Annotated in this window: 10 protein-coding genes; 6 read left to right on the forward strand and 4 right to left on the reverse strand. The window is 54.8% G+C overall.

The window, feature by feature from the left end; genetic code table 11:
- The first annotated feature begins 170 nt into the window (after positions 1-170).
- Complete coding sequence (locus MKY74_RS17140) at positions 171-2,420, forward strand: heavy metal translocating P-type ATPase (RefSeq protein ID WP_076167405.1); 2,250 nt, start codon at positions 171-173, stop codon at positions 2,418-2,420.
- 85 nt (positions 2,421-2,505) lie between these two features.
- Here the strand turns inward: MKY74_RS17140 and MKY74_RS17145 are convergent, their stop codons facing one another.
- Together MKY74_RS17145 and MKY74_RS17150 are read right to left on the reverse strand one after the other, a co-directional pair.
- On the reverse strand, positions 2,506-3,381 hold the full coding sequence (locus tag MKY74_RS17145) for a hypothetical protein (RefSeq protein WP_076167402.1): 876 nt from the start codon (positions 3,379-3,381) through the stop codon (positions 2,506-2,508).
- Positions 3,382-3,562: 181 nt separating this feature from the next.
- Positions 3,563-3,934: an ArsR/SmtB family transcription factor gene (locus MKY74_RS17150; RefSeq protein ID WP_076167400.1), complete on the reverse strand. Its 372-nt coding sequence runs from the start codon at positions 3,932-3,934 to the stop codon at positions 3,563-3,565.
- A gap of 227 nt (positions 3,935-4,161) precedes the next feature.
- On the opposite strand from MKY74_RS17150, the gene MKY74_RS17155 reads away from it, so the two are divergent.
- A complete protein-coding gene (locus MKY74_RS17155) occupies positions 4,162-4,686 on the forward strand; it encodes a PCYCGC motif-containing (lipo)protein (RefSeq protein ID WP_432206592.1) in 525 nt (174 codons plus the stop codon).
- A gap of 198 nt (positions 4,687-4,884) precedes the next feature.
- Here MKY74_RS17155 and MKY74_RS17160 read toward each other — a convergent pair whose 3' ends face one another.
- Complete coding sequence (locus MKY74_RS17160; RefSeq protein ID WP_076167398.1) at positions 4,885-5,862, reverse strand: aldo/keto reductase; 978 nt, start codon at positions 5,860-5,862, stop codon at positions 4,885-4,887.
- A gap of 161 nt (positions 5,863-6,023) precedes the next feature.
- Between MKY74_RS17160 and MKY74_RS17165 the strand changes: the two genes are divergently transcribed.
- The gene (locus MKY74_RS17165) at positions 6,024-7,466 is read left to right on the forward strand and encodes a serine hydrolase domain-containing protein (protein WP_076167396.1); all 1,443 of its coding nucleotides are present in this window, start codon (positions 6,024-6,026) and stop codon (positions 7,464-7,466) included.
- A 50-nt stretch (positions 7,467-7,516) separates the two neighbouring features.
- Here the strand turns inward: MKY74_RS17165 and MKY74_RS17170 are convergent, their stop codons facing one another.
- Positions 7,517-8,416, reverse strand: coding sequence for an AraC family transcriptional regulator (locus MKY74_RS17170; protein WP_076167393.1), 900 nt, complete (start codon positions 8,414-8,416; stop codon positions 7,517-7,519).
- A gap of 140 nt (positions 8,417-8,556) precedes the next feature.
- Here MKY74_RS17170 and MKY74_RS17175 point away from each other — a divergent pair, with 140 nt between their 5' ends.
- The 3 genes from MKY74_RS17175 to MKY74_RS17185 all read left to right on the forward strand — a co-directional run bounded on the left by MKY74_RS17175 (position 8,557) and on the right by MKY74_RS17185 (position 11,934).
- Positions 8,557-9,333, forward strand: coding sequence for a phytanoyl-CoA dioxygenase family protein (locus tag MKY74_RS17175; RefSeq protein WP_076167391.1), 777 nt, complete (start codon positions 8,557-8,559; stop codon positions 9,331-9,333).
- 239 nt (positions 9,334-9,572) lie between these two features.
- A complete protein-coding gene (locus MKY74_RS17180; protein WP_432206591.1) occupies positions 9,573-10,736 on the forward strand; it encodes a GntR family transcriptional regulator in 1,164 nt (387 codons plus the stop codon).
- Between the two features lie 286 nt (positions 10,737-11,022).
- Positions 11,023-11,934 (forward strand): ABC transporter permease, encoded by a 912-nt coding sequence (locus MKY74_RS17185; RefSeq protein ID WP_076167387.1) that lies wholly within the window; start codon positions 11,023-11,025, stop codon positions 11,932-11,934.
- Positions 11,935-11,941: the final 7 nt, after the last annotated feature.

An 11,941-nucleotide genomic window follows, 5' to 3' on the forward strand; every position in this document is an offset into this window, starting at 1 on the left:
GAAAAGGCAGGGGAACAGCCTCTGCCTTTTTTTCGTTTTTTCCATCTTTGGTGGAAAAGCCCGGAAAAGCTGATTGACATTCTTCTCCATCCCTGAATATAATGTGCTTAACAAGTTTATATATGAATATATGCTCATATTATATTCGTGATTGGATCGGAGGCATTTTGATGACTGAAGCCGTCTCTAAGGTGAAGCGCGAGCTGCTGCTCGAGGGCTTGGATTGTGCAAACTGTGCCATGAAGATCGAGGATGGGGTCCGGAAGATGGACGGGGTTTCTTCCTGCTCCGTAAATTTCGTCAAGCAGACGCTGACTTTTGAATCCTCAGAAGATCAAGGCCAATTGATATCGGAGATTACGAAGAAAGTCAAAAAATTAGAGCCGCATGTCAGCGTGCGCGAGTTGGCTCCGAAAGCGGCAGGAAATCATCCGCAAAGGTCCCGCGGCCATCATCATGATGGGCACGCGCATGATCACGGTCATTCCCACGAAGGTCATGACCACGGAGCGGGCGGTCATTCACGTGATCATGCCCACGGCCATGATCACGGTCATTCGCATGATCACGGCAGCTCCGGCATCCGGGTCATGTCGATCCGCCTGGCTGCAGGGGCGGTGATCACGGCGGCCGCGATGCTGCTGCCGGTCACAGGGTGGGCCGAGCTTGCCATGTTTCTGGTGGCCTATCTCATTACCGGAGGCGACATCGTCCTGCAGGCGCTCCGCAACATCCTTAGGGGCCAGGTGTTTGACGAGTACTTCCTGATGTCGGTTGCGACGATTGGGGCGTTCTGCGTAGGACAGTATCCCGAAGGGGTTGCCGTCATGCTCTTCTACCAGATCGGTGAAATGTTCCAGGGCATCGCAGTTAACCGCTCGCGCAAGTCCATCAGCGCCATGATGGATCTCCGGCCGGATTATGCGAACCTGAAGACAGGGGACGGAACGAAACAAGTGACGCCCGAGGAAGTCCAGGTCGGCGATTTGATTATCGTCAAACCGGGAGAGAAGATCCCGCTCGACGGCAAAGTGACCGAGGGCCGGTCGATGGCGGACACTTCAGCGCTGACCGGCGAGTCCGTACCGCGTGAGCTGGAAGCGGGCGATGAGGTGCTGAGCGGATTCATCAATAAAAATGGCGTCCTTACGATCGAGGTGACCAAGATTTACGGGGAGTCCACCGCGGCCAAAATTTTGGACCTCGTCCAAAACGCCAGCAGCAACAAGGCTCCTACCGAGAACTTCATCACGAAGTTCGCCCGTTTGTATACGCCGGTCGTCGTCATCGTCGCCCTGCTTCTTGCGCTCGTACCCCCGCTCGTGGTGAGCGGCGCGACATTCTCCGACTGGATCTACCGGGCGCTGATCTTTCTCGTCATTTCGTGTCCCTGCGCGCTGGTCGTATCGATTCCGCTCGGATTTTTCGGAGGGATCGGCGCCGCTTCCAAAGCGGGCATCCTGGTCAAGGGGAGCAATTACCTGGAAGCCTTGAATGATGTGAAATATGTTGTATTCGACAAGACCGGCACGCTGACCAAGGGGACGTTCCGGGTGACCGAAACCCGTCCGGCCCACGTCGGAATCAGCCCTGAACAGCTGCTGGAATATGCAGCCTTTGCCGAACTTCATTCGAGCCATCCCATTGCCGAATCGATCAGAGAAGCCTACGGGAAAGAATTAGATGCGTCACGCATACAGGACTACAATGAAGCTGCGGGACACGGCGTTCACGTGAAATTGGACGGCGTGGAAGTATTGGCCGGCAACGCAAAGCTGCTCAAGGAGGAAGGCATTGCGGCTCAGCAGCCGGATGCGCCGGGCACCGTCGTGTATGTGGCCGTGAACGGAGAATACGCCGGTTATCTGCTCATCTCGGACGAGGTGAAGGAAGATGCGGCTCAGGCGGTCGGCGCGCTTCAACAGCGGGGCAAACAGACGGTTATGCTGACAGGCGATGCGCGCCCGGTGGCGGATAAGGTCGGGAAGCTGCTTGGCGTGAGCGAGGTGCATGCCGAGCTTCTTCCACAGGATAAGGTAGAGCATATGGAACGGCTGAGCCGGCTGAAGCAGCCCAAGGAAAAAATCGCTTTTGTCGGGGACGGCATGAACGATACGCCGGTGCTGGCGAGAGCCGACGTGGGGATCGCGATGGGCGGCCTGGGATCGGACGCTGCCATCGAGGCGGCGGATATCGTCATTATGACCGATGAGCCGTCCAAGATCGTCACCGCGCTTGGCATTGCGGGGCGTACGCGCCAAATCGTATGGCAGAACATCGTTTTTGCGCTGGCAGTCAAAGGGATCTTCCTGCTGCTTGGAGCCTTTGGCATCGCAACGATGTGGGAAGCCGTCTTCTCCGATGTCGGTGTTACCCTGCTGGCCGTCCTAAATGCGATGCGGGTGCTGAAGCTGAAATAATGAAACGATTCCAAAACTGTGGTGTACAAAATAACGGGCGGTCCGCTGTATGCGGTGCCGCCCGCTGCCGTTTGGGAAGCTCCTGCTAGTCCCCCGATATTCTTGTCACCTCTCCGTAACGCTGCAGCCTACGCTCCACCTGTCTGGAGACCGCTTCCAGCGAAGCTGGAATGTAGATATTTGAACCGCCGTCTCGCTGTTCTAACGCCTGAAGGGTTTCCCTTGGAATGAAAAACCGCTTGACGAAAAGGAGGGAGCCCTCTTTTTCCTGCAAAAGGTGGAGCATAGAGGAGGAGAATGGCTTTTGATCCAAGGGGAGCATGATCACGGCTCGGTTATGTTTGCCGGACAGCTGTGCCGTATAAGCATCCACCGCTCCCGCCAGAGCTTCGGGCGCCGCAGCATGAATTCGCTCGGTGCGAAGGCCCAGCCTGCGGAGCTGATCGATAACCCGCTGATGTATGTCGCCCGCTGCAATCACCTGCACTCCGCTTTGCGAAGCAAGACCGGAAGGACGAAGCCGGACAAGCTCGATTAGGGTGGCCTCCGGTGTTACATATTTGCCTGTAAACAGCATCGTTCCATTCTTTGAAAAAAGCAGAAGACGGCTTGCCGCAAGTGCGCCTGGTTTATCCTGGGGATCAGCCAGAATGACGACGTCCGGGCTGTTATTCATGCTTCCGTCCAGCCATTGGGTTCTGGAAAACTGCACCGCGGCTTGTACGGGATCCTTTGCCAGCAGCATTGCCGATAAAAGGGACGGATCCAGGGAAGGGTCCCGCCCGGTTTGGCCGTCGCTGCCGTTAACAACCTTAGGTTGTTGAATAGAATCATGGCCGAAGAACGTATCGGCACGTTCTGCATCAGCCACTCCTGCAGGCCATACAAAGCTCCATCCGGCATATAAGGATACCGAGAGAAAGAGAAAAGCGGATAGCAGGCATCTGTTCGTTCTGTTCATATGGAGCTGCCTCCTGATCAAAGGATTACTTGTTATCAGCATTGACCTTTATTGGAGCCGGCAACCCTTGGTTTCTTCTCAGGAAAAAATAAAGAGGGACGTCGGATGGTTCGGTTGGCCGCGAAAGCAAAAAAAGAAAAGACCCTTCCGCCAAAGGCAGAGGGTCTTGGGTTAGAAATATTTATCCATGCTGGGTATGCTGCAGCGTCTGCAGGAAAATCTGTTCGATGTGCGTATCGTCAAGCGAGTAATAGGCCGTTTTGCCTTCCTTGCGGCGTTTGACGATCCGCAAATTGCGCAAATACCTCAGCTGGTGGGACACCGCGGATTGGCCCATGCCGAGCAGGGTGGTCAGGTCATGCACGCACAGTTCTCTTTGCAGCAGCGCGTCGATCAGCTTGACCCGCGTGGGATCACTAAAGGCTTTAAACCAATCGGCGACCTGCGAGGCAGCTTGATCATCGATCAGCGCTTCTTTAATTTTGCCCAATTCATTGTCTGAGCCCGTGCAGGTTGCGTCGCATTCCTGGGACGGATGGATGGACTGTTCCATGGCAATCACCTTTCTGTGAAAATCCGAAATAAAGGCTAGATACCTGTATTATATCAAAACGGCATCTTAAACGGAATAATTACTGTTAAGAAAATGTCCATGCCCCGCCGGCACTCGGGTCAGACATGATCAGGAACCGTAACCGGCTGCGAAGTCATCCGAATTTATATATCCGGCAAGCGGCATGGTATACTATGTAAAATGGACAACAATCAAAGGAGAGATACATGATGATGGGCAGTAAGGCAAGGCTGTCTGTGCTCGGAATCGTCCTGGGCGGGCTGCTGATATCCGGCTGCTCGGATAAGGGCAGCCCGGATTCGGCGGAGCAGACGATGCAGCACGATCACGGCGCACACCAGCAGATGGCCGCAAACGGCGATCTGCAGGAGACGACCGGCGGGAAGGAGCAGCTTCCTTCGTTTCTGCAGCCGGCGAACGATACCGTCAGAACGGCCTATATGGCGGCAGCCGGGGTAAAGGAAGTGCTCAGCCAAATTCCATGTTACTGCGGATGCGGGGAAAGTGCAGGCCACAAAAGCAATTTGAACTGCTTTATTAAAGAAGTCAACCCGGACGGAAGCGTAGTATGGGATGATCACGGCACCCGCTGCGGCGTGTGCGTCGAGACGGCGCTTACGGCAGCTTCGCTGGTTAAAGAGGGTAAAAGCGTGAAAGAGATCCGCGGCATCATCGACCAGACGTATTCCAACGGGAAATACGCGGCGCCGACGCCAACGCCGGAAGTATAGCGGGGATAGGGATCTGGATTCCGGCAGCGCCGGATCCGGACCATCATACCGAAATACGGGCAACATTTGTGCTGAATGCCGAATGGGAGCCCGAACGTGCCTAGTTATAATCGCCATCCGTTGACTGGCGCGCGAGTGAGGATGATAATAAACAGTCCCGGCCAAGATATCGGCCGGGACTGTTTTTTAATGAGGCTGTTATTCATCTGTAGAACTGCGGACATCACTTGCTTCCCGCAGCATTTCCGGCGTCCAGGACCAGTCGCTGATCTGCGCGGCATCCGTCACGTGATGCACTTTGCTGGCACCGATGATGGCGGCTGTGACCGCGGGCTGATTAAGCACCCACGACAGCGCGTATTGGGAAAGGCTGACTTCGTATTGACCGGCAAGCACCGCGTATTTTTTGACAAGCTCGTAATTCCGCTCGGTAAAATACTGCTGCAGCGGCTTCTCCCCGCTGGCGGCGCGGCTCTCCGGCGGGGCATCCCCTGGCGCTTTGTACTTGCCGGAGAGCATCCCGCGGGCCATCGGACTGTATACCATGACGCCGACGTCCTCCGAGGCGCAGAACGGCAGAAGCTCCTGTTCGATTTCCCGGGAGAGCAGGTTGTACTGCGGCTGCACGGAAATGAACTTTTCGAGGTTCATCCGCTCGCTGATCGCATGCGCTTTGGCAATCTGCCAGGCGGCATAGTTGGAGCAGCCGATATACCTTACTTTTCCCTGGCGAACAAGGTCGTCCAGAGCCCGAAGCGTTTCTTCCAGCGGCGTGTGCGGGTCGAAAATATGTACCTGGTACAGGTCGATATAATCCGTCTGAAGGCGCTGCAGCGACTTATCGACTTCGCGCAAAATATGGGTCCGCGACAGGCCGCTGTCATTTTTCCCGAACCCCGACCGGATGCCCACTTTCGTCGCCAGAACGACCTGATCCCGTCTGCCCTTCAGGGCACGGCCGATAATGTCCTCGCTTTCGCCTGTTCCGTGCGGAACGTCGGCATCCTGCCCTTTGCCGTAATAGTTGGCGGTGTCGATAAAGTTGATTCCCTGGTCGATCGCGTGATCCAGGATCTGCACCGACGCTTCCTCATCGATCCATCTTCCAAAAGCCATCGTGCCCAGGCAAAGATTAGATACTTCCAAGCCTGTGCCGCCCAATTTGCGGTACTTCATGACATGTCAGCCTCCCATCTTGATTTGGTATCAGGGATTATAATAGCACAGCAGGACAGGGTCAACGCAAGGCGATAAAGGAATCCGATTGTAAGCGGAAACAAAATGCTTGAAATTGCTATGTGGCTGCGGTACGTTTGTAACGAAAGGGGTGTGAAACCATGGAAAATACAAGCCTGCAATTACCAAGAAGCAGACCGGAAGCGCTGGGCATTCCCGGGGCGGCCATTCTTGATTTTCTGGACGAGGTACAGGCCAAGGGCATTGAGCTGCACAGCTTTATGCTGCTTCGCCGCGGACAGGTGGCTGCGGAAGGCTGGTGGGGGCCTTATGCCCCGGAGCTGCCGCACATGCTGTTTTCGCTGAGTAAGAGCTTTACTTCCACAGCCATCGGTCTCGCGGTGCACGAGGGTCTGCTGTCTTTGGAAGACAAGGTCGTTACGTTCTTCCCGGACGACCTGCCGGAGGAAGTCAGCCCGAATTTGGCTGCCATGAACATCCGGCATCTGCTGATGATGGGCACGGGGAATGACCAGGATACGATGGGGGCCATTGACCGCTGCACGGACGGGAATTGGGCCAAGGCCTTTCTCTCAGCTCCGGTGGAGCATACGCCCGGCACTCATTTTGTGTACAACACGGGTGCAACCTATATGCTGTCGGCCATTCTGCAATCCGTGACCGGGCAGACGCTGCTTCAATTTTTGCAGAAGCGGCTGTTTGAGCCGCTGGGCATTCACAACCCCACCTGGGAGTCCTGTCCGCGGGGAATCAACACTGGAGGTTTCGGACTGAGCATCACGACAGAAGACATCGCCAAGTTCGGCCAGCTGTTTTTGCAGCGAGGAGCATGGAACGGCAGCCAGCTGATTCCGGAAGCGTGGGTAGAGGAGGCGACCTCGAAACAGATCTCCAACGGAGACGGCGGGGAAAGCGACTGGGCGCAGGGATACGGCTACCAATTCTGGAGATGCCGGCACGGCGCCTACCGCGGAGACGGAGCCTTCGGCCAGTTCTGCATCGTCATGCCGGAGCAGGAGGCGGTGCTTGCCGTCACCAGCGGAACGAACCAGATGCAGGAAGTGATGAACGCCGTCTGGGAGCGACTGCTGCCAGCGATGGCCGGAGAGAAGCTCCCGCTGGACGAAGAAACGCAGGACCGATTGCAGGAACGGATCCGCAGCCTGCAGCTTGCTCCGCTCGCGTACAGCATTCAACCGGAACTGGAATCCGCCGTCAACGGCAAAAACTATGTGCTGGACGACAACGACATGAACTGGAGCCGGATTTCGGTCCGTTTCGAGGCCGATCAGGCGGTGGTTGACCTGTATGAGACCGGCGGGAAGCACTTTGCATTGCCTTTGGGTCGCGGGAAATGGCTGGAAGGCACGTCTGATCTGATCATGCCCCGGCAGACCTCAACGGTGTCAAGCTTTACATGGAAGTCCCCGGATACGCTGGAGCTGAGCATCCGCTTCATTGAGACGCCGTTTCATATTACGACGGAAATCCGGTTTGAAACGGAAGACGCCGTCGTGCTGGATCATCGGATCAATGTATCTTTTGGTCCCAATGAGGCTCCGCCCATTACCGGGAGAGCTTGAAGCCCGCATTGAAATCGTACAACTGTTACGCCTAAGAACACATTTTGAAATCAGGCATGCTCCTCTTCGAAGGGCATGCCTTTTTGCTGTGGCGCGATCCGGTAGGCGGCCGGGGGAATGCCGACGGCAGCCGAGAACATCCTGGTAAAATAGTGAACGGAGCCAAAACCCGTTAGGTCGGCGATTTCCTTGACGGAGTGGTCCGTCTCGCGCAGAAGGTACGCCGCAAGCCGGATCCTTTCCTGGCGGACGAATGCCGTGAAGGTCATTTTGAGCTCCTTCTGGAACAAACGGGCCAGATGTCTTCCCGATAGATGAAAATACCGCGCCACATCTTCCAGCTTTAGCGGTGACTCCAGGTTATCACGGATGAATTGGAGCGCCTGCCTCAGAGAAGCGGAGCGGGGCGGTGGCAGCGTCGGCTTGTGCTGCTGGCGGTCCGGCGTAAAGGTTTGCGGCAGCGCAGCCACAAGCGCAAGGACCAGCCGGTCCAGCGGAAACCGGGCGGTATCCAGTTCGGCGGCCGCTTGCATAATCGCTTTCCAGAGCAGGACGGCCGGGCTGTTTTCAGCGCCGTGAAGAATATAGCAGTCCGACTGCGCCAGCCGCGCAAATTGACCGTTCCAGGGCGCTGAGGTGCGCCCGGCATCCACATCGAAGGCGAGCCATATGAGCTGCATCCCTGTGCTTTCAATACAGTGCATGCGGTAGGGATTGGAAATGAACAGCGTTCCTTTGGCTAACGGATGGATCCGCCCTTCATCCACATACGTTCCTTCACCGCCTGCGACATAACACATTTCAAAAAAAGAATGCTTATGCTCTAAGTTGCTCCGGTGCTCCGCAAGGGCTCCCCAATAATGTATGCGGATGCATAAATCCTCTTCGGTCAGCTCTCCGATGGTTGAATGCAGTTTAGACAGGGCGGCTCCCCAGACGAGATGATCCATTTCAAGTCCTCCTCATCCATTCGTGTCCGAATCCGACAAAAACAGGTTCCAATCCGGCAAAGACGTCAGGTGTCTGTTATCCCTATAATGAAGGCGTATTCACGATTTGTCATTCAAATGTTACGGGAGGGAACGGGAAGATGATTAGCAGAGAAGACGTCGAATTTTATAACGAAAACGGTTATTTGCTCGTCCGCGGTGTGTTCAGCACAGAGGAAGTCAAGGAGATGCAGTATGCGGTGGAGCGTACGATTGCCAAGGCGGCTGCAGCCAAGCAGGACGCCAACCATACTTGGCAGGGGGATTACATTCCCCAGGACGAATTGAAGAAGCTGGTGCTCAAAGGCTTTCACGATCTGCAGTTTCACGACGCTTGCTTCACCCGAGCCGTAGCGCATCCGCGTATGACGGGCGTTCTGACGCAGCTGATCGGTCCCAACGTCCAGCTCCATCATACCAAAATGCTGGTGAAGCCGCCGGAGCAGGGCGCCGCTTTTCCGATGCACCAGGACTATCCGTATTTCCCTCATGATCGCCATACGATGCTTGCCGCCAGCGTTCATCTCGACGATGCGGATATGGAAAACGGCTGCCTGTGCGTCGTTCCCGGATCCCATAAGCAGGGACCGCTTCCCCATGTTGGCAGGTACTACCTCGATCACCGCGATTACCCGGTGAGCATGGGCACACCATGCCCGGCAAGCGCAGGCGATGTGCTGTTCTTCAACTACCTGACGATTCACGGGTCCGACCGCAACAAGAGCAGCCGGCCGCGCAGAAACGTCCTGTTCCAATACCGCGATCCTGCCGATCCGCCTAGCCGGGAGACTCATATCGATTGGGGCATGGGCATGATGGTCGCGGGCGAGGACCCGCAGTACCGTCAATATCATGCCAAGCTGGAGCTGAATGTGTAAGCTCAGTCCGATTTCGAAAAGGCATGGACTCAAAAAAGGCTGCCGCATTGCGGCCGTCTTTTTTTGCGTTATTGCGACATTTTTACAATACCCCGCTATACAAAATCCGTTATTCAATATAACATATATAATATATCAAATTAAGGAATCATACGAATAGACCATTTTTTTAGTCAGGATGAATGTTGCGAACCCATGTTCCAGCCGATAATATATATAACAAAATCTCAAATTAAAGTATGGTGATCCTGTTGAATATTACCGCACGGACCCCGCTGTATCAAAAAATACAGCAGTACATCCGGGAACTGATCGAGTCGGAAGGCCTGAAGTCCGGTGATCGCATCCCGACGGAGAAGGAACTCATGGAACGCTTTGATGTAAGCAAAATTACGGTTGTGAAAGCGCTGACCGGCCTCGCGAACGAAAACGTCATCAGCCGGGTCCCCGGAAAAGGCAGCTTTGTCAGCGAGCCGGCGGCCGCGGAAGAAGCTGAGGTACCGCGTCCGGTCTTTGGCCGGGCTCCGGAAGAGGTGAAGCCGAAAACGGGGCTCATCGGGCTCGTGATGCCTTCGATTTACGATTATTTTGCCGTCCGGCTGATCGACGGTGTCCGCAGAGGCCTAAGCAGCAAAGGATACCGGACCATGATTCTGCTGTCCGAGGGGGATTTGGAGCACGAAAAGGAAGCGATCAAAACCTTGAAACAGATCGGTGCGGAAGGAATTCTGGTGTTCCCGGTGGACGAGGAGCATTACAACGACGAAATTTTGAACCTGAAGTTTTCCGGCTTTCCATTCGTCTTGATCGACCGGTTTCTGCCGGGTGTCGAAACCAATTACATCGCGGCTGACGGGCGGCTGGGGACGCGGCTTGCCGTAGAGCATTTGTGGGAGCTGGGCCACCGTGAAATCGCCATTTGCTCCGATTCTCCGCTGCAGACCGTCACCGTCCAGGAGCGCATCGAAGGCTATATGGACGCATTGAAGGACAAGGGCGCGCTGATTAACCCGGCCCATATCATTACCGGCTTTCGGATTCATGCTTCAGATGAGCCGGAGAAGCACCCGCTGTACCGGTATATCCGCAGCGGTCTGGCGACCGCCTATATCACGCTGAACGGCAAGCTTGGCGTGCAGATCCAGCAAATGGCGAAGAGAAACGGGCTGTCCATCCCAGGCGACCTCTCGATCGTCAGCTTCGACGACCCGACCTCCGTCGTGGAAGAGCTCAGCGTTTTTACGCATATCAAGCAGTTTGAATATGAAATGGGCTTACGCGCGGCGGAAACGCTGGTAGACATCATTGGGAAGGGGGCGGACCGGAGCGGCGGCTACACGAAGACGCTGCTCGTTCCCGAGCTGGTCGTCGGACAGACGACCGGCCCCGTAAAACCGCGTTAATTTTCCATCGGAATAAGCGATGCCGTATAGAAAAAAGACCTTTTCACTACGAAAAGGTCTTTTTTATTTTATTAACATATTGAATATGTTAAATATTTATATTATATTATGGTTAATCCAAGAGCTTCCATGAATCGACATCGTTTCAAGGGAGGTCAAGTAGATAAAAGAACAGCTGAATACATTGTGTAATCGCTTACATTTAGTTGAGGGGAGGATGACTGAGAAATAAGCGCTTTGCCGAAACCTGGAACGTTCAAACTATCCGAAAACAGAGGTGGAGCTTATGAGTTCGTCAACACTGTGGAAGCGGATCTGGAAGCATAAGTTGTTTTACTTGTTCATGCTTCCGGGGATCATCTGGTTTTTTCTGTTCTCCTACGTTCCGCTTTACGGGATTCAGGTCGCCTTCCGCGACTATACGTTCGTGGGCGGTTTTACAGGCAGCCCATGGGCGGGATTGAAATACTTCAAGCAGTTTTTCGATTATTACCAGTCGACAGACATTATCCGCAACACCATCATCATCAGCCTGATGAAACTGATCATCGGATTTCCGATGCCCATCATCCTTGCGATCCTCCTCAATGAAATCCGAAATCTGAAATTCAAGAAGACCGTTCAAACTTTATCCTATTTGCCTTATTTCATTTCCTGGATCGTTGTCGTCACCTTGATGCAGCGCCTCTTCGCTACCTATGGCGGGCCGGTCAACGACCTGCTGTCGTCGATGAGCGTAGAGCCGATCCAATTTCTGTACAACACTTCGTGGTTCTATGAAGTCATTATCGGCTCGGATGTTTGGAAGAACATCGGCTGGAACTCGATCATCTACATGGCGGCCATTGCGGGCATTGACCAGCAGCTGTATGAGGCAGCGAAAATCGACGGCGCCGGCCGTTTCCGCCTGATTTGGCACGTTACCCTGCCGGGCATCCGAAACGTTGCGGTCATTCTGTTCATTCTGGCAACGGGAAGCCTGATGAGCGCGGGCTTCGAACAGCTTCTGCTTCTGAACGGTCCTTCCACCGCAGCCATTGGCAGCGTGCTCGACGTCCATGTCATCACTCAGGGCATCCAGCAGGGCCGGCTAAGCTATGCGGCGGCTGTCGGCTTGTTCCAGAGCCTGATTGCGCTGGTCCTGATCGTCACTGTCAACAGGATTGCGCGGAAGGTCAGCGACGTATCACTGTTCTAAGGAGGAG

The sequence above is a fragment of the Paenibacillus sp. FSL R5-0378 genome, from assembly GCF_038009285.1.
Classification (GTDB): domain Bacteria; phylum Bacillota; class Bacilli; order Paenibacillales; family Paenibacillaceae; genus Paenibacillus_AQ; species Paenibacillus_AQ favisporus.